The sequence below is a fragment of the Thioalkalivibrio sp. genome, assembly GCF_041690275.1.
Classification (GTDB): domain Bacteria; phylum Pseudomonadota; class Gammaproteobacteria; order Ectothiorhodospirales; family Ectothiorhodospiraceae; genus Thioalkalivibrio.
Genome location: NZ_JAWLHP010000016.1, coordinates 28,023 through 50,837, shown reverse-complemented (window position 1 = coordinate 50,837; position 22,815 = coordinate 28,023). Strand labels below are relative to the sequence as shown.

The following is a 22,815-nucleotide window of genomic DNA, read 5'->3' as shown; positions in this document are numbered from 1 at the left end:
CTCAGAACACCCAGGCGATCATCAGCCAGAAGAAGACGAAGAACAGGAAGAAGCCCGGAATCATGAACTGGATCTCCCCGATCACGCCGTCCCCCGCCGCCAGCGCGAACACGATCAGCACGGTCACGCTGATCACCGCCGACGCGATCGCTGCGTTCTGCAGGCCGATGCCGTCGTCGAAGGTGACCGCGACCCACTCCGAGAGCCCCGGCAGCGATGTCGCCGCGGCCAGCACCAGCAGCGCAATCAGAAAGGCGACGATCGCGGAAAAACCGAGCAGGATGCGCAGCGCGAAGCGGCTGTCGCGCAGACCGGTGTCGCTCACTCGAGGCTCCCCCGGCGGTTGCGTACGTGGTCGCGTACCTGATGCGGGTTCGGCATGCCCCCGACCATGAACTCGGGGTCATCGCCGGTGGTGAAGACCTCGATCCGCCCCACCCGAAAGACCCGGTCCAGCAAGTCCTGATAGACCCGCACCGCGCGGATCTGACCCACATGCAGGTCGACGTGGTGCTTGCTCAGCAGGCCCTCCTCCAGGTGCACCTCATCCCCCGTGATGCGCAGCCGCGTGGCCCGGGTCTTCAGGAACCAGTAGAGCAGGATCAGAATCCCGAGACCGGTGGCACCGAGCAGCAGCGCCGGCGGGAAGTCGCCCATTGCGGCGATCTGTTCCCGGAACAGCACGAGGAGCACGAACGGCAGAATGATCAATATCAGGATGAAAAGATATCCCAGCGGATGGTTCCGGAACATGGCCGGGTGGGAATCGTAGGACGGCTGATTATCGTTTGACATGGTCCTCCCCTTGGCAATCCGTCAGCGCCAAGTTTGCCAGAAGCCACGGCCAAGCGTGAGCGGACACTCCGGCAGGAGGAAAAAGCGGCAATGCCCGCCCATGAGCGGCGGAGGCCTGGGAGGGGCATCCCAGGCAGACCCGGAAACCGAATGCCGGGGTCGTACCCACGGCCCCCGGCCCTCACCCCGGTCCCTCTCCCGCGACCGGGAGAGGGAGTAACACCCTCCCCGCCGGCGGGGAGGGTCGAGGCCGGGGTCAGGCCGTCCTGGCCGCCGGTGGCACCGCCTCCTCCACCTCGACCGGCTCGTACCCAAGGTTGGGCGCGAGCCAGCGCTCGGCCTCTTCGATGCTCCAGCCCTTGCGCCGCGCGTAGTCCTCGACCTGGTCGCGGTTGATCTGCCCGAGTCCGAAATAGCGCGCCTCGGGATGGGCGAAGTACCACCCCGACACCGCCGAGACCGGCAGCATCGCGTAGCTCTCGGTCAGCGTCATGTCGGCGTTCCGGACCGGGTCGATCAGTTCCCAGAGCAGGCCCTTCTCCGTGTGCTCCGGGCAGGCCGGGTAGCCGGGGGCCGGGCGGATGCCGCGGTAGCGCTCGCGGATCAGCGCCTCGTTGTCGAGTTCCTCGTCCGGCACATAGCCCCAGAAATCGCGCCGCACGCGCCGGTGCAGGGCCTCCGCGAAGGCCTCGGCGAGACGGTCGGCCAGGCTCTTCAGCAGGATCGAGTGGTAATCGTCGTGTGCCGCCTCGTAGGCCTTGGCGCGGGCATCCACCTCGCCGCCGGCGCTGACCGCGAAGGCGCCCATCCAGTCGGCCACCCCGCTTTCCTTCGGCGCCAGGAAGTCCGCGAGCGAGTGGCTGGGCGCGCCCCGGCGCCGCTGCACCTGCTGGCGCAGGTGGTGCAGGCGCTTCAGCACCGTGCGGCGCGACGCGTCGCGATAGATCTCGATGTCGTCATCGTCGACGGAGTTCGCCGGGAACAGACCGACCACGCCGCGCAGGCGCACCCATTGCTCCTCGATGATCCGTTCGAGCATCCGTTGCCCGTCCTCGAAGAGCTTGCGCGCCTCCGCGCCCACCACCTCGTCGTCGAGGATGCGCGGATAGGCGGCGTGGAGCTGCCAGGCGTGGAAGAACGGCGTCCAGTCGATGTGCCGGCTGACCTCTCTCAGGTCGTAGTCGTCGAGCCGCAGCAGCACCGAGTCCGGACCGTAGGGCTGGAGACGTTCGACCCCCGCAGGCGGCTGCCAGTCGGGGTCCAGCGCACGCGGGCGCACCGGCTCGTAGGCGCTCCAGTCGATCACCGGACGGTTGTCCCGCGCCTCTTCCAGCGTCAGCCATTCGACGCGCTTCTTGCGCCCGGCCAGGCTCTTGCGGAGCTCGGCGTACTCGTCGCGGATCTCTGCCGCGTACTTCTCCTTCAGTCCCGGGCTGATCAGTTTCTGCGCGACGCCGACCGCACGCGAGGCGTCCTTCACCCAGACCACCGGGCCGGCGGCGTAATGCGGCTCGATCTTCACCGCCGTGTGCGCCCGCGAGGTGGTCGCGCCACCGATCAGCAGCGGAACCTCGAAGCCCTGGCGCTGCATCTCGGCGGCGACGTGGGACATCTCCTCCAGCGACGGGGTGATCAGCCCGGACAGGCCGATGATGTCCACCTTCTCCTCGCGCGCGGTGTCCAGGATCTTCTGGGCCGGGACCATCACGCCCATGTCGATCACGTCGAAGTTGTTGCACTGGAGCACCACGCCGACGATGTTCTTGCCGATGTCGTGCACGTCACCCTTCACCGTCGCCATCAGGATGCGGCCGTTGCTGTCGCCGTCACCGGTCTTCTCGGCCTCGATGTAGGGGATCAGGTGGGCGACCGCCTTCTTCATCACGCGCGCGGACTTCACCACCTGGGGCAGGAACATCTTGCCCTCGCCGAAGAGATCGCCGACCACGTTCATGCCGTCCATCAGCGGGCCCTCGATCACCTCGATCGGGCGCTCCGCCTCCAGGCGGGCCTCCTCGGTGTCCTCGACCACGTAGGCGTCAATGCCCTTCACCAGCGCGTGTTCCAGTCGCCTGGACACCGGCAGCTCCCGCCACGCGAGGTCCTCCTTCTTCGCGGCACCGCCGCCGCCCCGGTAGCGTTCGGCGAGGTCCAGCAGACGCTCGGTGGCGTCCGCGCGGCGATTCAGGACCACGTCCTCGACCGCCTCCTTCAGCTCCGGGTCGATCTCGTCGTAGACCGCCAGCTGGCCGGCGTTCACGATGCCCATGTCCAGGCCCGCGTGGATCGCGTGGTACAGGAAGACCGCGTGGATCGCCTCCCGCACCCGATCGTTGCCGCGGAAGGAGAAGGAGACGTTGGATACCCCGCCGGACACCAGCGCATGAGGCAGCCGCTGCTTGATCCCGCGGGTCGCCTCGATGAAGTCCACCCCGTAGTTGTCGTGTTCCTCGATGCCCGTGGCGATCGCGAAGATGTTCGGGTCGAAGATGACGTCCTCGGCCGGGAACCCGATCTGCTCGGTCAGGATGCGGTAGGCGCGCTCACAGATCTCCTCCTTGCGCTGCTGCGTGTCGGCCTGGCCCTTCTCGTCGAAGGCCATCACGATCACCGCGGCCCCGTAGCGGCGCACCAGCCGCGCCTGCTCGATGAATTTCTCCTCGCCCTCCTTCATGGAGATCGAGTTCACCACGCCCTTGCCCTGGATACACTTCAGGCCCGCCTCGATGATCTCCCACTTCGAGGAGTCGACCATCACCGGCACCCGCGAGATGTCCGGTTCGGCGGCGGCCAGCTTCAGGAAGCGCTCCATCGCCGCCAGCGAGTCCAGCATGCCCTCGTCCATGTTCACGTCGATCATCTGGGCGCCGTTCTCGACCTGTTCCGCGGCCACCTCCAGCGCGGTCTCGTAATCCTCGTCGCGGATCAGGCGGGCAAAGCGCCGGCTGCCGGTCACGTTGGTCCGCTCGCCGACGTTCACGAACAGCGAGTCCGCGTCGATGTTCAGCGGCTCCAGGCCGGAGAGCCTGCAGGCGGGCACGTTTTCGGGGATCGCACGCGGTGCATGGGGTGCCACGGCCGCGGCGATCGCCTTGATGTGCTTCGGAGTGGTGCCGCAGCAGCCGCCGACGATGTTCAGGAAGCCCGATGCGGCCCACTCGCCGATGTCGGCCGCCATCTGCTCCGGGCTCTCGTCGTACTCCCCGAACTCGTTCGGCAGGCCTGCATTCGGGTGTGCGGAGACCGCCACGTCGGCGAGTTTCGAGAGTTCCTCCACATACTGGCGCAGTTCCTTCGCACCCAGGGCGCAGTTCAGGCCGAAGGACACCGGCCGCGCGTGGCGCAGGCTGTTCCAGAAGGCCTCGGTGGTCTGCCCGGACAGCGTACGCCCGGAGGCGTCGGTGATCGTGCCGGAGATCATCACCGGCACCCGTTGCCCGGTCTCTTCGAACAGCGTCTCCAGCGCGAAGACCGCGGCCTTCGCGTTCAGCGTGTCGAAGACGGTCTCGATCAGCAGCAGATCCGCCCCGCCCTCGATCAGCGCCGTGGCCGACTCGCGGTAGTTGGCGACCAGGGTGTCGAAATCGACGTTGCGGTAGCCCGGGTCGTTCACGTCCGGGGAGATGCTGGCGGTCCGGTTGGTCGGCCCGAGCACGCCGGCGACGAAGCGCGGCCGCTCCGGCGTCTTCGCGCTCCACTCGTCGGCGGCGGTGCGCGCGAGACGCGCGGCCTCCCGGTTGAGCTCCGGCACCAGATCCTCCATCGCGTAGTCCGCCATCGCGATGCGGGTGCCGTTGAAGGTGTTGGTCTCGATGATGTCGGCACCGGCCGCCAGGTAGTCGCCGTGAATCGCCCTGATCACGTCCGGGCGGGTCAGCGTCAGCAGGTCATTGTTGCCCTTCAGGTCGCTGGCCCAGTCGGCGAAGCGTTCCCCGCGGTAGTCGGCCTCCTCCAGGCGGTATTCCTGGATCATCGTCCCCATCGCGCCGTCCAGGATCAGGATGCGCTCGGCGAGGGCCTGTTCGATCTGCTCTTTGCTCGTTGTCATTACAACCAAAACCTTTTCAAAGTTCGCGAAAAATACCACAAGCCCCCGGACGCACCGGGTAAGCCCCGCGCGTGCGGGTGCTTACGGATGCCGGCCGGACGCGGCGGCTCCGGAGCCCGTTTACCGGGGTTCCGCCGGCCCACTTTCCCGCCGGCATCTGGAGCTGTCACGATAGGCGGGTGCAGAGCAGCCCCATCAACTGGTACCTGACCGCGCCGCAGACCTGTCCCTACCTCGAGGACCGGGAGATGCAGACGGTGCTGGTCGACCCGGCCCTCAGCCTGGAGGACCGCCATTACGGCGACCTGCTGGCTCGTGGCTTCCGGCGCAGCGGCCAGTTCGTCTACCGCCACCAGTGCCCCCGCTGCAATGCCTGCGTTCCCGTTCGCATCCCGGTGCACGCGTTCCGGCCGAACCGGGCGCAGCGCCGCTGTCTCCGGCGCAATGCCGACCTCGATGCCTGCATCGTGACGCAACCGGACCTCGACGAGCATGTGCAGCTGCTGCGCCGCTATCTCGCCAGCCGGCACCCGGGCGGGGGGATGGAACACACCACCCGCACCGACTACGCCGGAATGCTCAGCGACCGCAACTGCGGCGTGCTCCTGATCGAGTTCCGGCGCGGACCCGTACTGCTGGCCGTCGCGGTCACCGATCACACACCCCAGGGCCTGTCGGCGATGTACACCTTCTTCGACCACGATCTCCCGGAACGGAGCCTCGGGACATTCGCGATCCTCCAACAGATCGAGGAGGCGCGGCACCGGGACCTGCCACACCTGTACCTCGGCTACTGGATCCCGGGGTCCGGCAAGATGGGCTACAAGACCCGTTTCCAGCCGGTGGAGGGCCTGATCGGAGGGCGCTGGCAGCGACTCGGCGCGGGTGCAAACGGTTGAACCGGGTCCACCCTGGCGCCGCCTCCGGCCTGGAGCGCAGGAGCAAACTCCCGCACTCCAGCATCCGGCCACCCCGGCGCCCGCTGTACAGGCGGCCATCACGGCGATGCGCGACGGTGAACTCCATTCCGAGGCGTGGCGTGCAGCGCCGCGATGGTCAGGCCGAGGCCTTCCGGGCGCTCATGCCGGCATCGTCGGCCAGGGCCTGCGCCTTGTCGGTGCGCTCCCAGGACAGATCGAGGTCTTCGCGGCCGAGGTGGCCGTACGCCGCGGTGGGGCGGTAGATCGGGCGTTCCAGGTCCAGCATCTTCAGAATGCCGTAGGGGCGCAGGTCGAAGTGCTTGCGCACCAGAGCGGTCAGGCGGCTCTCGTCCACCTTGCCGGTCCCGAAGGTCTCGACCGCGATCGAGGTCGGCTCGGCCACGCCGATCGCGTAGGACACCTGCACCTCGCAGCGCTCGGCGAGACCCGCAGCCACGATGTTCTTGGCCACGTAGCGGCAGGCATAGGCCGCGGAACGGTCCACCTTGGACGGGTCCTTGCCGGAAAAGGCTCCACCGCCGTGGCGCGCCATGCCGCCATAGGTGTCCACGATGATCTTGCGCCCGGTCAGGCCGCAGTCGCCCATCGGTCCGCCGGTGACGAAGCGGCCGGTCGGGTTGATATGGAAGCGGGTGTCCTCATGCAGCCATTCCTGGCCCAGCACCGGCTTGATGATCTCCTCCATCACGGCCTCGACCAGCGTCTCCTGCTCGATCTCCGGCGCGTGCTGGGTCGACAGCACCACCGCGTCGGCGGCCACCGCACGGTTGTTCTCGTAGCGGAAGCTGATCTGGCTCTTCGCATCGGGACGCAGCCAGGGCAGCGTTCCGTTCTTGCGCACCTCTGCCTGACGGCGAACCAGGCGGTGGGCAAAGTGAATCGGAGCCGGCATCAGCACCTCGGTCTCGTTGCAGGCGTACCCGAACATCAGGCCCTGATCGCCGGCGCCCTGCTCTTCCGGGCGCTGGCGGTCGACGCCCTGATTGATGTCGGCCGACTGCTTGCCCAGGGTGACCGCGACGGAACAGGTCTCGTGATCGAAGCCCTTGTCGGAGCTGTCGTAACCGATGTCCTTGACCACCTCACGGACGATGTCCTCGATCTCGACCCGGGCGCTGGACTTCACCTCGCCACCCACCAGCACCAGGCCGGTCGTGGTGAAGGTCTCGGCGGCCACGCGGGCCTTGGGATCCTCGGCGAGGTAGGCGTCCAGGATCGCGTCGGAGATCTGGTCGCAGATCTTGTCCGGGTGGCCCTCGGACACGGATTCGGAGGTAAAGAGGTAGCGTTTGCTCATGGGAAGTGGGACTCCTTGTTGAGGGTTCGTTAACGTGAAGCAGAAGCGGTTCGCGTCTCGATGACCGGCAGAGCGGGGGCGTAGCGCAGCGGCGCCGCCGGGCACCCCTGATCGGGGCCCGGAGCGGCATCCGCGCGACAGAGAGGCCCGGTCAGGCCGCCTTGCGGAAGCGGAAGATGCCCCAGGCGAGGTGACCGGCCTGACCGCCGTCCACCCAGTGCCCGAGGCCCTTCTTCATGCGCTCGATGTAGTCCGGCGAGATCTGGCTGGCGAGATCCGCCTCGCGGGACTCCAGCTCCTCGCGCACACGGCCGTAGTGTCGCGGCAGCTGGTGGGTGTGGTCCTCGAAGCCGATCGGCTTGAGGCCGAGGTCCGCTGCCGTCTGCTGGTAGAAGCCGGGCGATCCGAGGCTGTCGAGGTGGATCCGCTCGAGGATCGGGTCCAGCACCCCCTCGGGGCAGGCGTCGTCGGCCATCGGATCGGTGAAGATCAGGACCCCGCCGGGCTTCAGGACCCGGACGGCCTCGCGCATCACCTGCTCCCGTTCACCGCTGTGCAGGAAGGCGTCCTGGGACCAGACGACGTCGAACTCCGCATCCGGTGCGGGCACGCTCTCGAAGCTGCCGTCGATCACGTCGATCAGGGAATCGAGGCCCCGCGCCTTGTTGATCGACCGGTTGCGCTCGTTCTCCACCTCGCTGAGATTCAGCGCGGTGACCCGGCACCCGTGGTTGTCGGCGAGATAGCGCGCGGAGCCGCCGTAACCGGCGCCCAGGTCCAGCACCCGCCACTCCGGCTCCGGCTCACCGAGCAGGTCGGCCATGTGCGCCACGGTACGGCGGCTCGCGTCCACGATGGGCTCGCGATCGTGCTCGTAGAGACCGATGTGGATGTCCTCGCCGCCCCAGATGCTGTGGTAGAAGTGATCCGCATCCGGGCTGTTGTAGTAGTCGCGCGCGGTGGCGACGGGGCTGGAATAGTTCTGCATCATTCGATCTCCTCTGCATAACGCTTGTCGGCGACGTGAATGAAGAAGTCCGGCTCCGTCTCGTGGTAGGTCTCCTTGAAGTCGCCATAGGTGTTGATGGTCTGGAACCCCACCTCGCGCATCAGCCGCCGCACGTAGGCCCTGCGCAGCGGGAACATGTTGAGGTGGTACACGGATTTGTCGGGGAAGGAATACTGGAAGCGGGCCAGCCCCTCGTCGACGTGCTCCGGCGCCACCGACACGTTGTCGCCGCAGTAGTAATAGGTGTGACTGCTGGAATAGCCGTGGTCGAGGATCGCGTCGTAGTTCCGCTGGTCGAGAATGAGCACCCCGTCATGGTTCAGCGCGGAGTAGAACTCGGCCAGCGCCTTGCGGCGGTCGTTTTCCCGGAACAGGTGGGTGAAGGAATTGCCGAGGCACACCACCGCGTCATAGCGGCCGTAGATGTCCCGGTTCAGCCAGCGCCAGTCGGCCTGGGTGGTCCGCAGGATGTGGCCCCGCCTGCGGCCGTTCTCGAAGGCCTTTGCCAGCATCTCCGGGCTGCCGTCGGCGGTGACCACATCGAATCCGGCCTCCATGAGCTGCACGGAGTGGAAGCCGGTTCCGGCGGCGACGTCCAGCACCCGCTTCGCGCCGCGATCCTTCAGGACCTGGATGAAGAAGTCGCCTTCGCTGCTCGCCCGGCTATCCCAGTCGATCAACTCGTCCCACTTGTCCACGAAGGACGTCACGTATTCGGCACGGTAGTTGTCCGTGTCGCGGCGCTCGATCGGAGTGTCGCCGAAATCCTGTTTTATCGTCGCTGACATGCTGCTCCTCGCTGGCAATGGGGCGCTGTGCGCCATGCTTCGGACCGGACCGAGGTCCGGCGGTGACGAATGGCGCAACGAACATGTACGCCACGCCGTCGGCGGGGGAATCCCCTGCAGGCTCGACAGAACGCTGAACCCGGCCTGATCGCCTCCGGCTTCGCGGAGGTCGCCCCGGGCGCACTCACGGCGTCCCGGTCGGCGCGCGGCTGCTGCGGCCACGCCCTGGATCAGCCCCCGGGAGGGGGGCGGTGTGCCGGGGATGCGCGATGGTTCGAAGTTCGTCCGGCACCGGAGATGCGTGTCGCCCCCGGAATACCCCTGCGAGGCGAAACGCTTATTTACCCTGACGCTTTCTCGCGGCGATTTCAAGGCCAATTTTGCGCGAACGGGTGGGGAAGGGGCATCGACGAGCCCGGGATTTGGGGCACGGCGGTGGGAAAACGGGCCTTCGCGTGCGCAGCCGCCGACCCCGGCCTCGGGGGCCGGGTGGCCCCTCGATCCGCCGGACCGCAACGGACGGCAACACGACTCCGCAGCCGGGCCCGGTCCGTTATACTTTCAGGCTTTTCTGCACAGAGGACCGCGAATGTCCGATTCCCGACCCATCCGCCGCGCGCTGCTCTCGGTCTCCGACAAGACCGGCCTGGTCGAGCTCGCGCGCGCGCTGCAGGCGCAGGGCGCCGAACTGCTGTCCACCGGCGGCACCGCAAAGCTGCTGACGGAGCACGGGCTGCCGGTCACGGAGGTATCCGGGCACACCGGCTTTCCGGAGATCATGGACGGGCGCGTCAAGACCCTGCACCCGAAGATCCACGGCGGGCTGCTCGGTCGGCGCGGCGTCGACGACGCGGTGATGACCGAGCAGGGCATCGCGCCGATCGACCTGCTGGTGGTGAACCTCTACCCCTTCGAGGCCACGGTGGCCCGGCCGGGATGCACGCTCGAGGAGGCGATCGAGAACATCGACATCGGCGGACCCGCGATGCTGCGCGCGGCGGCGAAGAACTTTCGCGACGTGGCCACCGCCACGGACCCGGTCCAGTATCCGGAGATCGTGCAGGCCCTGCAGGCCGGCGGCGTGTCCGCGGAGCAGCGCTTCCGCCTCGCGGTCGCTGCCTTCGATCACGTCGCGCGCTACGATGCGGCGATCAGCAACCACCTGTCGGCGCTCGACGACGCCGGCAAGGCCGCCGGTTTCCCGGGCCAGCTGAATCTGGGCTACACGAAGGTGGATGACCTCCGCTACGGCGAGAATCCGCATCAGACCGCCGCCTTCTACCGCGAGATAGCGCCCGCCCCCGGCACGCTCGCGAGCTTCCGGCAGCTGCAGGGCAAGGCGCTGAGCTACAACAACCTTGCCGACGCGGATGCGGCCTGGGAGTGCGTGCGCCAGTTCGAGGAACCGGCCTGCGTGATCGTGAAGCACGCAAACCCCTGCGGCGTGGCACTGGCGCAGAGCCCGTTGATGGCCTACGAGCGTGCCTTCCAGACCGACCCGACCTCCGCCTTTGGGGGCATTATCGCCTTCAACCGCCCGCTGGATGGCGACACCGCGCAGGCGATCGTCAGCCGCCAGTTCGTGGAGGTGATCCTGGCGCCCGAGATCCGGCCCGGGGCGCTGCGCGCCACCGGCGCGAAGGGCAACGTCCGGGTGCTGGAGATCCCGGCGGCGGAGGTTCCGCCAGGCCTGGACTTCAAGCGCGTCGGTGGCGGCCTGCTGGTACAGGACGCGGACGCCGGCAGCCTCGCGCAGGTGGAACTGCGCTGCGTGACGGGGCGCGCGCCGACGGAGCAGGAGGAGCGCGATCTCCGCTTTGCCTGGCGGGTGGCCAAGTACGTGAAGTCGAACGCGATCGTCTACGCGCGCGACGAGCAGACGGTGGGTGTCGGCGCCGGGCAGATGAGCCGCGTGTACTCGGCGAAGATCGCCGGGATCAAGGCCGCCGACGAGGGCCTGCGCGTAGCGGGCAGCGTGATGGCCTCGGACGCCTTCTTCCCCTTCCGCGACGGCATCGACGCCGCCGCCGAGGCCGGCATCACCGCGGTAATCCAGCCCGGCGGCTCCATGCGCGACGAGGAGGTCGTCGCCGCCGCGAACGAACACGGCATCGCGATGCTGTTCACCGGCATGCGCCACTTCCGGCATTGAAGCCATTCCGGGGCCTTCGAGGCCAAAACGGTGGGCCCGCTGCGCTTGGCCCACCCTACGGATGACGCCTGGATGGCAACCGGTCGTAGGGTGGGCAAAACGAAGTGTGCCCACCAGGGAAGCGCTGAATAAAGCCATACTGGCTTTCTCGGCGCACACTGCGCTGCAAATGTGATTTGCAGCTTGCTTCAGAATCAACCACCTGCGGCGGTCGATTCTGGCGGCACTTCCGTGTGCCGCAGGGAAACGCCGATAAGTCAGCGTTTCCCCACGGGGTCCCGCGGCCCAAGGGGCGGACCAGAACGGTGGGCCCGCTCCGCTTGGCCCACCCTACGGGTGGCTGAATTTTCGCGTTAAGGAGACTGTGATGAATGTTCTGGTGGTGGGCGGCGGGGGCCGCGAACACGCGCTGGCGTGGAAGCTGGCCCGGTCGCCGCGGGTGAGCCGCGTGCTGGTGGCGCCGGGCAATGCGGGCACCGCGATGGAGCCCGGGTGCGAAAACGTCCCCGTGAGCGTCACCGACATCGAAGGCCTGCTCGCGCTGGCCGCGCGCGAGGGCGTGGCCTTCACCGTGGTCGGCCCGGAGGCGCCGCTGGTCGCCGGCATCGTCGATGCCTTCCGGGCGCGCGGTCAGCGCATCTTCGGCCCCAGCGCGAAGGCCGCGCAGCTGGAAGGCTCGAAGGCCTTCGCGAAGGATTTCATGCGGCGCCACGGGATTCCCACGGCCGCCTACGGCAGCTTTACCGACACCGACGAGGCCGAGGCCTTCATCCGCACCCACGGCGCCCCGATCGTGGTCAAGGCGGACGGGCTTGCGGCCGGAAAGGGCGTGATCCTCGCACAGACGGAGGAGGAGGCCATCGCTGCCGTCCGCGGCATGCTGGCCGGCAACGCCTTCGGCACCGCGGGCCGCCGCGTGGTGATCGAGGAATACCTCACCGGCGAGGAGGCGAGCTTCATCTGCATGATCGACGGCGAGCACGTGCTGCCGCTCGCGAGCTCGCAGGACCACAAGGCGCGGGACGACGGCGACCGGGGCCCGAATACCGGCGGCATGGGGGCCTATTCACCCGCCCCGGTGGTGACGACCCAACTGCACCGGCGCCTGCTTGCCGAGGTGATCGAGCCCGCGCTGCGGGGCATGAGGACCGAGGGCGAGCGCTACACCGGCTTCCTGTACGCGGGCGTGATGGTGGACCCGCGCGGCAATCCGAAGGTGCTGGAGTTCAACTGCCGCTTCGGGGATCCGGAGACGCAGCCGATCCTGATGCGGCTGAACAGCGATCTCGCGGAGCTGGTGGAGGCGGCGATCGACGGCCGTCTGCACGCGGTCGAGGCGGACTGGGACGAGCGCGTCGCCCTCGGCGTGGTGCTGGCTGCCGGCGGCTACCCGGGGGACTATCGCCGGGGCGACCGGATCGCCGGCCTCGATGCGGCGAACGGCGACAGCACCCGCGTCTTCCACGCCGGCACCCGGCTGCTCGACGACGGCACCGTGGTCACCGACGGCGGGCGCGTGCTCTGCGTGGTCGGGCTCGGCGCGGATTTCCGGACCGCACAGGAGAATGCCTACCGGGCCTCGCACATGATCCACTTCGACGATATATTCTTTCGGAACGACATTGGCCATCGCGCGCTGGATCGACGCCCCTGAAACCTGCCGGGGTCTCGACGGCCGCCCGCATTCCACGACCACCACACGGAGGTCCCTGCGATGAGCGCAGCCCCTGACAACCTCAATCCGCGGCGCCAGCTGTCACCGCTTCCCTGTGACAGCGACAGCCTGCGTCAGTCGATCCGGGACGCACTGGTCCGGGTGGTCGGCAAGGACCCCGATCTCGCGACCCCCCGCGACTGGCTGCACGCGGTTGCCTTCGCGATAAGGGAACGAATCATCGAACGCCGCGTGGTCACCCGCCGGCAGTTCGCCGAGGAGGACGTGAAACGGGTCTTCTATCTTTCGATGGAATATCTGATGGGCCGGATGCTCGAGGCCAACCTGCGTAACATGGGAATCCTCGAGGCCACCCAGGAGGCGCTGTCGAAACTGGGCGTGGACTTCCGCGAGATCGCCCGCCTGGAGGAGGACGCGGCACTGGGCAACGGCGGGCTCGGCCGCCTGGCGGCCTGCATCCTCGAGTCGATGGCCACCCAGGGCTATCCCGGCTACGGCTACGGAATCCGCTATGAATTCGGGATGTTCCAGCAGCACATCGAGCACTGCCGCCAGGTCGAGCATCCGGACAACTGGCTGCGCTACGGCAACCCCTGGGAGTTCCCCCGCCCCGAGAAGATCTTCCCGGTGCATTTCTACGGCTACGTGGTCGAACACCACGAAAAGAACGGCGAGAACTGCTACGCCTGGGAGGATGGCGAAGAGGTCATCGCGATGGCCTACGACTTCCCGACCGCCGGCTACGAGCGGCGCAACGTGAACAATCTCCGGCTCTGGGCCGCGAAACCGACCCGGGATTTCGACCTGCGCTACTTCAACGAGGGCGACTACATCCGTGCGGTCGCCGACAAGAACGAGTCCGAGACGATCTCGATGGTGCTGTACCCGAATGACGCCACCGCGATCGGCAAGGAGCTGCGACTGAAGCAGGAGTACTTCTTCGTGTCCGCCTCGCTGCAGGACATCCTGGATCGCCATCTGAAGCTGGGCTACGAACTCACCCGGCTGGCCGACAAGGTCGCGATCCAGCTGAACGACACCCACCCCGCGATCGCGGTGGCGGAACTGGTGCGGCTCCTGGTGGATCAGCACCGGCTGCCCTGGGGACAGGCGTGGGAGATCACGCGCAACGTCTTTGCCTACACCAACCACACCCTGATGCCCGAGGCACTGGAGACCTGGCCGGTGGCATTGATGGAGCGCGTGCTGCCCCGGCACATGCTGATCATTTATCACATCAACCACGAATTCCTGGAGGAAGTGCGCCATCACTTCCCCGGCGAACACGACCTGCTGGAACGACTGTCCATCATCGACGAGGGACACGGCCGCCGCGTGCGCATGGCCCACCTGGCGGTGGTGGGCTCGCACCGGGTCAATGGTGTCGCGGCACTGCACACCAACCTGCTGAAGGAGACCCTGTTTGCGGACTTCTACCGGGTGTGGCCCGAACGCTTCATCAACGTGACCAACGGCGTGACGCCGCGCCTCTGGATGATCCAGGCGAACCCGCCGCTGACCGGACTGATCGATTCGCGGATCGGCACCGACTGGAAATACGATCTGGACCGTCTGAAGCAGTTCATCCCCTATGCCTCCGACGAGGCCACACGTGCGGCCTTCCGCGAGGTCAAGCGGCAGAACAAGGAGCGGCTGGCGGGGCTGGTGAAACGGCGTACCGGCATCGAGATCCGTCCGGACGTGATGTACGACGTGCAGATCAAGCGCATCCACGAATACAAGCGCCAGCTGCTAAAGCTGCTGCACGTGATCGAGCTGTACCAGCGCATTCGTGACGGCGAGGAGGTGCTGCCGCGCGTGGTGCTGTTCGCGGGCAAGGCGGCGCCCGGTTACCAGCGCGCGAAGAACATCATCGAGGTCATCAACCAGGTGGCTGATATCGTCAACAACGACCCTCACATCGGCGATCGCCTGAAGTGCGTGTTCTTCCCGAACTACGAGGTGAGTTCGGCGGCGATCATCATCCCTGCCGCCGACCTGTCGCAGCAGATCTCCACTGCCGGGTTCGAGGCCTCGGGCACGGGCAACATGAAGCTGGCGCTGAACGGCGCACTGACCATCGGCACGCTGGACGGGGCCAACATCGAGATCCGCGACGCGGTGGACGAGGAGAACATCTTCATCTTCGGGATGACCGCGCGCGAGGTGGCCGAACACCGTGCGGCGGGCGTTCCACCGGGTTCCCACCTCGACTCGCACCCGCGCCTGCGCTCGATCATCGGCGCGCTGCAAAGCGGCTTCTTTGCCAACGGCGGGCGGGTGCTGCACGCGCAGCTTGCCACTTACCTCCTGGAGGAGGACCCGTTCTTCGTGCTCGCCGACTACGCCGCCTACAGCGAGGCGAGCAACCGGGTGGACCAACTGTACCTGGATCCTGAGGCGTGGTCGGAGGCGGCGCTGCTGAACATCGCACGCATGAGCTACTTCTCGATCGACCGCACCGTGCGCGAATACGCCGAACACGTCTGGAAGGTGCTGCCGGAGCCCGTGCAGGCGCGCTGCCCCCCGCCGGAATCCTGATCGCGGCACGGCCGCCCCTGCCTGCCTGCCCTGTGGGCGATCAGGCCCGGCGTGGGATGCAGGCAGCCGGCGAGCGATATGTGGGAGCAGCCTGTTGTGGGAGCGGCCTCTGGCCGCGATGCAGCGTCGAGGTGAGCGATCGCGGCTGGAAGCCGCTCCCACGACCGCAGGGGGTATCGCGGCTGGAAGCCGCTCCGACAGGCGAAGGGATGGAAGGCCTGTGCTCCGGGCGATGGGTCCTGGGGTGGGATGCAGGCAGCTGCGAGAGATATGTGGGAGCAGCCTGTTGTGGGAGCGGCCTGTTGTGGGAGCGGCCTCTGGCCGCGATGCAGCGTCGAGGTGAGCGATCGCGGCTGGAAGCCGCTCCCACGACCGCAGGGGGGTATCGCGGCTGAAAGCCGCTCCCACGACCGGAGGGGGTATCGCGGCTGGAAGCCGCTCCTACGGAAGCACCCGTCCGTCACACCGCCCGCGCGGACAGGTCATGTTCCGTCGCGCCGGTGATCTCGACCTCGAGGAAGCTGCCGGCGGGAGCGCCCGGCCCGTCGACATACACCACCCCGTCGATCTCCGGCGCGTCTCCGCGCGAGCGGGCGATCACCCTGCCGCCTTCGTCGCGCCCGTCGACCAGCACGGTCTCGCGTCCGCCGACGCGCCCCTGCAGCCGGGTGGCACTGATGCCGGCCTGCACCGCCATGAAGGTCTCCAGGCGGGACTGCTTCTCCGCCTCGGGCACCGCGCCCGGCAGCGCGTTCGCGGTGGCGCCATCCACCGGCGAGTAGGCGAAGGCGCCGACGCGGTCCAGCTGCGCCTCGTGCAGGAAGTCCAGCAGCGCCTCGAACTCCGCCTCGGTCTCGCCCGGGAAGCCGACGATGAAGGTCGAGCGCAGCACCAGCTCCGGCACCTGTTCGCGCCAGCGCCGGATGCGCTCGAGGACCCGCTCGGCCGCGGCCGGCCGCCGCATCGCCTTCAGGACGCGCGGGTGGCCGTGCTGCAGGGGCATGTCCAGGTAGGGCAGCAGACGCCCCTCGGCCATCAGCGGCACCAGTCGGTCCACGTGCGGATAGGGGTAGACGTAGTGCAGGCGCACCCAGACCCCCAGGTCCCCGAGGGCCGCGGCGAGGTTCACGATATCCGAGCGCATCGGACGGCCGTCCACGAAGCCGGTCCGAAAGCGAAGGTCGGCGCCATAGGCCGAGGTGTCCTGCGAGATCACCAGAAGCTCGCGCACCCCGGCCGCGGCCAGGCGCTCGGCCTCCGCAAGGATCTCTCCGATCGGGCGACTGACCAGATCGCCCCTCAGGCTCGGGATGATGCAGAAGCTGCAGCGGTGATTGCAGCCCTCGGAGATCTTCAGGTAGGCGTAGTGGCGCGGGGTCAGCCGGATCCCCTGTGGCGGAATCAGGCTCGCAAAGGGATCATGGGGCGGCGGCAGCCGTTCGTGCACCGCCGCCATCACCTCCTCCAGCGCCTGCGGTCCGGTGACGGCCAGCACCCCGGGGTGGGCCGATCGGATGCGCGCCGCGTCGCGGCCCAGGCAGCCGGTGACGATCACCCGGCCATTCTCGGCCATGGCCTCGCCGATCGCGTCCAGCGATTCCGCGATCGCGCTTTCGATGAAACCGCAGGTGTTGACCACGACCAGGTCGGAGCCGGCGTAATCGGGGGCAATGTCGTAGCCCTCGGCACGCAACCGCGAGAGAATCTGTTCGGAATCCACCAGCGCCTTCGGGCACCCGAGACTGACGAAGCCGATACGCGGCTCCGGGGTTGACATTTGCGCGCGCTTATTCACAGGGGCTCCAGGACGCCGCCCTGCGCATCATGGCCGCGATCAGCGCTCCGCCGGTCCATGGAGGGCAGGGGATTTTATTGATCTTTTTCATGCATTTGCTGACATCGAGTAAAATGTGACCGGAATCCGGTGGCGGAGCAGCGGTCACGCTCGGTGGCATCCCGCGACACGTCGTCCACAAGCTTATCCACAACATCCACGGATCACCGGCGCTCACCTCGCACCCTCAGACACTTGGCGCAGGTTTCCGAGAATGCCGGCAGGTTGCGACGCCCGCAGCGCAGGATGACCGGCCCGCGGACACCCGACTTGCCAGCTGCTGCCGGCGGCGGCTATTCTATACGACTTTTCGCCGGAACCCGACCCGAGCCACCATCATGAAAGCGAACACCCACCCGAAATACAACGAGGTCAAGGTCATCTGCAGCTGCGGGAACACCTTCGAGACCCGCTCCACCTTCGGCGGCAGCGAGATGCACCTCGACGTCTGTTCCCAGTGCCACCCGTTCTACACGGGCAAGCAGAAGATGGTCGACACCGCCGGGCAGGTCGACAAGTTCCGCCGCCGCTACGGCTTCTGACCGGCCGCCCCCGCGCGCCGGGTGGCGCGCAGCCGATCCCAAAGGCCTTGGGCACCCTGAATCGCGGGTTCGCCGTTTCATTTGATGGCCTTGCCAGAGGGCGCGTCCGGGAACCGCTGATTGATCCGTCATCGCGAGGCGCGAGGCCCTTGGCCGCGAGCGCAGCGTGGCGGGACACGGCGACCCCCAAGACATTGACCATGCGGCCCAGCCTTCGGCTGTTCGATGCGCCACGCGCATGAATGCCGCGCTTCGCTGGCAGTGACGAGCGCATGCATCAGTGCCTTCTTAAGGCACCGTTCATCCGCGGGGATTAGAATCCTTCCCAATCCCGACCCGGATGCAGGAGGTTTGCCGAAGATGACTGCCCCCGCCGCCGCCCGCCGCCGGCTCTGGCCGGGTACGCTGATGCTGCTGGCCGCGTTTGCGCTGGTCCTGTCCGGTTGCAGCACCAACCCGGTCACCGGGCGCTCGCAGCTGATGCTGGTGTCCGAGAACAGGGCCATCTCGGCCTCTCAGCAGGCCTATGTGGAGATGCTCGCACCCGCGCGCGAGAAGGGTCGGATCGACAGCGACCCCGGGACCAAGCAGCGGGTGCAGCGGATCACCGAGCGCCTGGTGGCCCAGGCGGTGCGCTTCCGCCCGGAGACCGCCGATTGGGACTGGGAGATGTCGGTGATCGACGACCCGGACACCATCAACGCCTTCGCGATGGCCGGGGGCAAGATGGCCATCTACACCGGGATCATCGATCAGCTCGAACTCACCGACGACGAGCTGGCCCAGATCATCGGGCATGAGATCGCGCACGCACTGTCCGCCCACACCGCCGAAAAGATGTCCGTGGCGCTCGCCAGCAATCTCGCGCTCGTGACCTATGCAGTGACCGGAGATCGATCCGGCGCGGCCCTGACGGGCGCGTCACTCGCCGCGCTGGTCGCGGTGCGGCTGCCGAACAGCCGCCAGATGGAGGCGGAGTCCGATCGCATCGGAATCGAGCTCGCGGCGCGGGCGGGCTACCGGCCAGAGGCGGCCGCGAGCCTCTGGGGCAAGATGGCCGAGAAGGCGGGCGCCAGCCAGCCGGTGTTCCTGAGCACCCACCCGGCCCCTGCATCCCGCCAGCGCGACCTCGCCGCGCTCGCTGAACAGATGCAGCCCCTGTACGAGGAGGCGCGCGGCGCCGCCGTCCCGACCCACCCCGTCCGCTGACCGGCGCCAACGCGATCCCGCGTGCAAGGGGCGCGCCGATGCAGCCGGAGGGCGGGGGGATTACACTGGGCAGCCCCCCAAGGACCCTGCCCTCCCCATGCCCAGATCATTCAAGCAGCGCGCCCTCGAGTACCACCAGCGCGCACCCGCCGGAAAGCTCGCCATTGAGGTGACCAAACCCACCGCGACCCAGGACGACCTGTCGCTGGCCTACTCCCCGGGCGTCGCAGCACCGGCGCGGGCCGTGCGCGACGACCCGGACGCCGCCTACCAGTACACCGCCAAGGGCAACCTGGTCGCGGTGGTCACCGACGGCACCGCGGTTCTGGGTCTTGGTGACATCGGCGCCGTGGCGTCCAAGCCGGTGATGGAGGGCAAGGCGGTGCTGTTCAAGCGCTTCGCCGACATCGACGTCTTCGACATCGAGGTGGTCGCCCCGCAACCCGAGGACTTCATCAACACGGTCGCCCGCATCGCCGGCGGCTTCGGCGGGATCAACCTCGAGGACATCGCGGCACCGGCCTGCTTCGAGATCGAGAAGCGGCTGTCGGAACGCCTGGACATTCCAGTCTTCCACGATGATCAGCACGGCACCGCGATCATCACTGCGGCCGCGCTGCTCAACGCCCTCGAGATCCAGGGCAAGAAGCTGGAGGACGTGAAGATCGTCTGCGTCGGCGCCGGCGCGGCCGGCGTCGCGTCGATGCGCCTGCTGCTGCGCCTGGGCGTACAGCGTTCCCGGATCTTCATGGTCGACCGCAAGGGCGTGATCAACGACCAGCGCATGGACCTGAACGAACACAAGCAGTTCTTCGCCCAGGAGACCGCGGCGCGCACCCTGGAGGAGGCCTGCGTGGATGCCGACGTCTTTGTCGGCTTGTCCGGACCGGATCTGCTCACCCCGGAGATGCTGCGTTCGATGGCGCCGCGCCCGGTGATCTTCGCGCTGTCCAACCCGGACCCGGAGATCATGCCGGAGCTGGCCCATCAGACCCGCAGCGACCTGATCATGGCCACCGGGCGCTCGGACTACCCGAACCAGGTCAACAACGTGCTCGGCTTTCCGTTCATCTTCCGCGGCGCGCTGGACGTGCGGGCCCGGCACATCACCGACGCAATGCAGGTGGCGGCCGTGCACGCACTGGCGCAGCTGGCGCGGGAGCCGGTGCCGCAGAGTGTGCTGGAGGCGTATGGTAGGGAGGCGATGGCCTTCGGGCCCGAGTACATACTGCCAACGCCCTTCGACCCGCGTCTGATCGAGACCATCCCGGCCGCGGTGGCCCAGGCGGCGCGCGACAGCGGGGTGGCCCGCATCTGACCGGCGTTGGCCCCGGGAAGGCGCCTGCCGCGGAAGCGATCGGCGCCAGTCAGCCTTCAACAGAGATGCAGAGGACACTGTGATGAAGAAGATCGCGATCATTGGCGCCGGCCGCGTCGGCGAATCCACCGCCCAGTTCCTTGCCGAGTCCGACCTCGCCCGCGAGATCGCGCTGCTCGACGTGCGCGAGGGGGCGGCGGCTGGGGCCGCGCTGGACATCCAGGAGACCGCCCCGCTGTTCGGCTTCGACAGCCGGCTGGTCGGGGACACCGATCCCGGGGTGATCGCGGGTGCGGAACTGGTGATCATCACCGCCGGGCTGCCGCGCAAGCCCGGCATGTCCCGCTCCGACGTGCTCGACAAGAATGTCGAGATCCTGGACACCATCCTCATCGACGTGGTGCGGGAGGCACCGGACAGCCAGATCCTGGTCGTATCCAACCCGGTGGACGTGCTCACCTACCGGGCCTGGCAGAAGACCGGCTGGGACCGCTCGCGGGTCTTCGGCCAGGCCGGCGTGCTCGACGCCTCGCGCATGGCCGCCTTCGTGGCGCTGGAGACGGGCCTGTCGACCCGGGACATCCATACCCTGGTGCTGGGCGGCCATGGGGACGCGATGGTCCCGATGCTGCGCTTTTCCGGCATCAACGGGCTGCCGCTGCATCACTTCCTCGACCAGCCGGCGATCGACCGCATCGTCGAGCGCACCCGTCACGGCGGGGCCGAGATCCTCGCGCTGAAACAGACCTCCAGCGCCTACGACGCCCCCGCTGCCGCGATCAAGGCGATGGTCGAGGCGATCGTGCTCGACCGGCGCCGGGTCCTGCCGACGGTCGCGCTGCTGGACGGCGAGTACGGAGCCCGCGACGTGGCGATGGGCGTGCCCTGCGTGCTCGGGGCCGGCGGCATGGAGCGGATCGTCGAGCTGGACCTGAATACCGAGGAACAGGCGAACTTCGACAGCTCGCTGGCCGGCGTCCGGGCCGACATCGCCCGGCTGAGATGACCGGCAGCGCAACAGCCGGGGCCGCAACGCGCCCCGTGCCCGGAGCGGCGCCATCGGCGCCGGGAACCGCGACCCTGGTCGACAGCAGCATCTTTGTCTTCCGGGCCTGGTTCTCCCGCGGCGAGCAGCCGGATGCACGGGGCCGCCCCGGCGGTGCGGTGCACGGCTTCGTGCACTCGCTCTGCCAGTGGCTGCCGGCAGTACCGCCGGGCCCGCTCGCCTTCGCCTTCGACGCCAGCCTGCGGAGCGGATTCCGCCATCGCCTCCATCCCGCCTACAAGGCCCACCGGCCGCCGGCACCCGAGGCCCTGCGCGAACAGTTCGGGCGCATCCGCGAACTGCTCGACTGTCTTGGCCTGGCGCAGCTCGCCCACTCCGAGTTCGAGGCGGACGATCTCATCGCCACACTGGCCGCGGCGGCACGCCGCCAGGGGGTCCCGGTGCAGGTGATGAGCGCCGACAAGGATCTCGCGCAGGTGATCCTCGGCGACGACGACCTCCTCCGGGACCCGGAGCGGGGCACCACGGCCACCCGGCGCGACATCGAGCGGCGGCTGCGCATCCGCCCGGAGCAGGTGGCCGACATGCTCGCGCTGGCCGGCGACCGCAGCGACAACGTTACCGGACTTGCCGGTGTCGGCCCGGCGACGGCCGCGCGCATGCTGCGCCGGCTCGGGGATCTCGAGGCCATCCTGGCCGATCCGCAGGCCGTCCGGCGCTGCGGAATCCGCGGGGCCGCCCGGATCGCGGAACAGGTGGCGCTCGGGGGCGCGGCCCTGCGGCTCGCGCGCCAGCTCACCGGGCTGGTCACCGACGTCCCCGGGCTGCCGAACCAGGTCGCTCTGCTGCCCCGCGGCCCGCTTCCGGGTGCGCGCGAGCGTCTCGAGGAGATCGGCGTCGCAACGCCCTACCGCTCCCGTCTGCTGCGGATCGCCGAGGGCCTTGCCGAGGGCCACCGGCGGATGGCGCATCCGTGATCCCCGCCCGGCGCAGCCCGCATGCCCCCCGCTCCGCGGGGATGGCCGCCTGCCTCGCCGCACTGCTCTCGGGCCTGCTCGGGCTGGGCGTGTCCGGCGCGGCGCTGGCGCACCCGCATGCCTGGATCGATGTCGGCATCGAACTCGAGGCCGACGCCGACGACCGCGTGATCGCGCTGCGCCAGACCTGGATCCTCGACCCCACCTACAGCCGCTATCTGTACGACGACGCGATGGAGCAGTTCGAGGGCGCGACGCCCGAAGAGAAGCTGGCCAGGCTCGCGGCCGAGATCCTGGACAACCTCGCCGAGTACGACTGGTACACCGAAGTCCGCGCGGACGACCGCCGCGTGTTCGGGCAGCCGGAGGGGTCGGCAACCCTGGCCATGGAGGATCAGCAACTGCACTTCCGCTTCCGGCTGCGGCTCGACGAGGCGGTGGACCCGGACGCCCGCACCCTGCGCTACGCGATCTTCGACCCGACCTACTTCATCGAGATCCTGCACGACGGCGAGTCGCCGCCACGGTTCGAACGGAGCACGGGGCCGTGCCGGATGGACATCGTGAAGCCCCGGCCCGATCCCGCAGTCGTCGCGCGCGCGCTGGCGCTGGACTTCAGCCAGACCGGCGGGACAGACCTCGGACGCCACTTTGCCGAGCAGGTCACCGTGCACTGCGACTGA

The 22,815-nt window shown here is 68.2% G+C and carries 17 protein-coding genes; 10 read left to right on the top strand and 7 right to left on the bottom strand.

Annotated elements, in window-relative coordinates:
* Position 1: 1 nt before the first annotated feature.
* The 3 genes from ACESMN_RS04705 to metH form a co-directional block, all read right to left on the bottom strand.
* Positions 2–325 carry a hypothetical protein gene (locus ACESMN_RS04705; protein WP_373052432.1) on the bottom strand — a complete coding sequence of 108 codons (324 nt, stop codon included), beginning with the start codon at positions 323–325 and terminating at the stop codon, positions 2–4.
* Positions 322–657: a PH domain-containing protein gene (locus ACESMN_RS04700; RefSeq protein WP_373052436.1), complete on the bottom strand. Its 336-nt coding sequence runs from the start codon at positions 655–657 to the stop codon at positions 322–324. Before ACESMN_RS04700 ends, ACESMN_RS04705 begins: the two co-directional genes overlap by 4 nt.
* 394 nt (positions 658–1,051) lie before the next feature.
* The gene (metH, locus tag ACESMN_RS04695) at positions 1,052–4,843 is read right to left on the bottom strand and encodes a methionine synthase (protein ID WP_373052431.1); all 3,792 of its coding nucleotides are present in this window, start codon (positions 4,841–4,843) and stop codon (positions 1,052–1,054) included.
* A gap of 179 nt (positions 4,844–5,022) precedes the next feature.
* Between metH and ACESMN_RS04690 the strand changes: the two genes are divergently transcribed.
* Entirely contained in the window at positions 5,023–5,742 is a 720-nt protein-coding gene (locus ACESMN_RS04690) for an arginyltransferase (RefSeq protein WP_373052430.1), read from the top strand.
* Between the two features lie 157 nt (positions 5,743–5,899).
* On the opposite strand, the gene metK is transcribed toward ACESMN_RS04690, so the two are convergent.
* From metK to ACESMN_RS04675, 3 genes are all read right to left on the bottom strand, one after another.
* Positions 5,900–7,081 (bottom strand): methionine adenosyltransferase, encoded by a 1,182-nt coding sequence (gene metK / locus ACESMN_RS04685; protein ID WP_373052429.1) that lies wholly within the window; start codon positions 7,079–7,081, stop codon positions 5,900–5,902.
* 151 nt (positions 7,082–7,232) lie between these two features.
* Complete coding sequence (locus tag ACESMN_RS04680) at positions 7,233–8,072, bottom strand: SAM-dependent methyltransferase (RefSeq protein ID WP_373052428.1); 840 nt, start codon at positions 8,070–8,072, stop codon at positions 7,233–7,235.
* Complete coding sequence (locus ACESMN_RS04675; RefSeq protein WP_373052427.1) at positions 8,069–8,878, bottom strand: class I SAM-dependent methyltransferase; 810 nt, start codon at positions 8,876–8,878, stop codon at positions 8,069–8,071. The genes ACESMN_RS04680 and ACESMN_RS04675 overlap by 4 nt, the downstream gene beginning before the upstream one ends.
* A gap of 589 nt (positions 8,879–9,467) precedes the next feature.
* On the opposite strand from ACESMN_RS04675, the gene purH reads away from it, so the two are divergent.
* The 3 genes from purH to ACESMN_RS04660 all read left to right on the top strand — a co-directional run bounded on the left by purH (position 9,468) and on the right by ACESMN_RS04660 (position 15,246).
* Positions 9,468–11,030: a bifunctional phosphoribosylaminoimidazolecarboxamide formyltransferase/IMP cyclohydrolase gene (gene purH / locus ACESMN_RS04670; RefSeq protein ID WP_373052426.1), complete on the top strand. Its 1,563-nt coding sequence runs from the start codon at positions 9,468–9,470 to the stop codon at positions 11,028–11,030.
* 367 nt (positions 11,031–11,397) lie between these two features.
* Positions 11,398–12,684 (top strand): phosphoribosylamine--glycine ligase, encoded by a 1,287-nt coding sequence (gene purD, locus ACESMN_RS04665; protein WP_373052425.1) that lies wholly within the window; start codon positions 11,398–11,400, stop codon positions 12,682–12,684.
* A gap of 60 nt (positions 12,685–12,744) precedes the next feature.
* The gene (locus ACESMN_RS04660) at positions 12,745–15,246 is read left to right on the top strand and encodes a glycogen/starch/alpha-glucan phosphorylase (protein WP_373052424.1); all 2,502 of its coding nucleotides are present in this window, start codon (positions 12,745–12,747) and stop codon (positions 15,244–15,246) included.
* Between the two features lie 460 nt (positions 15,247–15,706).
* Here ACESMN_RS04660 and rimO read toward each other — a convergent pair whose 3' ends face one another.
* Positions 15,707–17,023, bottom strand: coding sequence for a 30S ribosomal protein S12 methylthiotransferase RimO (gene rimO / locus ACESMN_RS04655; protein ID WP_373052423.1), 1,317 nt, complete (start codon positions 17,021–17,023; stop codon positions 15,707–15,709).
* Between the two features lie 395 nt (positions 17,024–17,418).
* On the opposite strand from rimO, the gene rpmE reads away from it, so the two are divergent.
* The 6 genes from rpmE (at position 17,419) to ACESMN_RS04625 (ending at position 22,815) form a co-directional block, all read left to right on the top strand.
* The gene (gene rpmE, locus ACESMN_RS04650) at positions 17,419–17,622 is read left to right on the top strand and encodes a 50S ribosomal protein L31 (RefSeq protein WP_373052422.1); all 204 of its coding nucleotides are present in this window, start codon (positions 17,419–17,421) and stop codon (positions 17,620–17,622) included.
* A 360-nt stretch (positions 17,623–17,982) separates the two neighbouring features.
* Entirely contained in the window at positions 17,983–18,831 is an 849-nt protein-coding gene (locus ACESMN_RS04645) for a M48 family metallopeptidase (protein ID WP_373052421.1), read from the top strand.
* A 97-nt stretch (positions 18,832–18,928) separates the two neighbouring features.
* Complete coding sequence (locus ACESMN_RS04640; RefSeq protein WP_373052420.1) at positions 18,929–20,149, top strand: malic enzyme-like NAD(P)-binding protein; 1,221 nt, start codon at positions 18,929–18,931, stop codon at positions 20,147–20,149.
* Positions 20,150–20,231: 82 nt separating this feature from the next.
* The gene (gene mdh / locus ACESMN_RS04635) at positions 20,232–21,155 is read left to right on the top strand and encodes a malate dehydrogenase (protein ID WP_373052419.1); all 924 of its coding nucleotides are present in this window, start codon (positions 20,232–20,234) and stop codon (positions 21,153–21,155) included.
* Positions 21,152–22,132 (top strand): 5'-3' exonuclease H3TH domain-containing protein, encoded by a 981-nt coding sequence (locus ACESMN_RS04630; RefSeq protein WP_373052418.1) that lies wholly within the window; start codon positions 21,152–21,154, stop codon positions 22,130–22,132. Before mdh ends, ACESMN_RS04630 begins: the two co-directional genes overlap by 4 nt.
* Positions 22,129–22,815: a DUF1007 family protein gene (locus ACESMN_RS04625; RefSeq protein WP_373052417.1), complete on the top strand. Its 687-nt coding sequence runs from the start codon at positions 22,129–22,131 to the stop codon at positions 22,813–22,815. The genes ACESMN_RS04630 and ACESMN_RS04625 overlap by 4 nt, the downstream gene beginning before the upstream one ends.

What these genes read in the sequence shown, in the direction of transcription:
- metK (WP_373052429.1), bottom strand. Translation starts at nt 7,081, where the DNA reads ATGAGCAAACGCTACCTCTTTACCTCCGAATCCGTGTCCGAGGGCCAC.
- rpmE (WP_373052422.1), top strand. Translation starts at nt 17,419, where the DNA reads ATGAAAGCGAACACCCACCCGAAATACAACGAGGTCAAGGTCATCTGC.
- metH (WP_373052431.1), bottom strand. Translation starts at nt 4,843, where the DNA reads ATGACAACGAGCAAAGAGCAGATCGAACAGGCCCTCGCCGAGCGCATC.
- ACESMN_RS04700 (WP_373052436.1), bottom strand. Translation starts at nt 657, where the DNA reads ATGGGCGACTTCCCGCCGGCGCTGCTGCTCGGTGCCACCGGTCTCGGG.
- ACESMN_RS04645 (WP_373052421.1), top strand. Translation starts at nt 17,983, where the DNA reads ATGACTGCCCCCGCCGCCGCCCGCCGCCGGCTCTGGCCGGGTACGCTG.
- mdh (WP_373052419.1), top strand. Translation starts at nt 20,232, where the DNA reads ATGAAGAAGATCGCGATCATTGGCGCCGGCCGCGTCGGCGAATCCACC.
- ACESMN_RS04640 (WP_373052420.1), top strand. Translation starts at nt 18,929, where the DNA reads ATGCCCAGATCATTCAAGCAGCGCGCCCTCGAGTACCACCAGCGCGCA.
- purD (WP_373052425.1), top strand. Translation starts at nt 11,398, where the DNA reads ATGAATGTTCTGGTGGTGGGCGGCGGGGGCCGCGAACACGCGCTGGCG.
- purH (WP_373052426.1), top strand. Translation starts at nt 9,468, where the DNA reads ATGTCCGATTCCCGACCCATCCGCCGCGCGCTGCTCTCGGTCTCCGAC.
- ACESMN_RS04630 (WP_373052418.1), top strand. Translation starts at nt 21,152, where the DNA reads ATGACCGGCAGCGCAACAGCCGGGGCCGCAACGCGCCCCGTGCCCGGA.
- ACESMN_RS04680 (WP_373052428.1), bottom strand. Translation starts at nt 8,072, where the DNA reads ATGATGCAGAACTATTCCAGCCCCGTCGCCACCGCGCGCGACTACTAC.
- ACESMN_RS04675 (WP_373052427.1), bottom strand. Translation starts at nt 8,878, where the DNA reads ATGTCAGCGACGATAAAACAGGATTTCGGCGACACTCCGATCGAGCGC.
- ACESMN_RS04660 (WP_373052424.1), top strand. Translation starts at nt 12,745, where the DNA reads ATGAGCGCAGCCCCTGACAACCTCAATCCGCGGCGCCAGCTGTCACCG.
- rimO (WP_373052423.1), bottom strand. Translation starts at nt 17,023, where the DNA reads ATGTCAACCCCGGAGCCGCGTATCGGCTTCGTCAGTCTCGGGTGCCCG.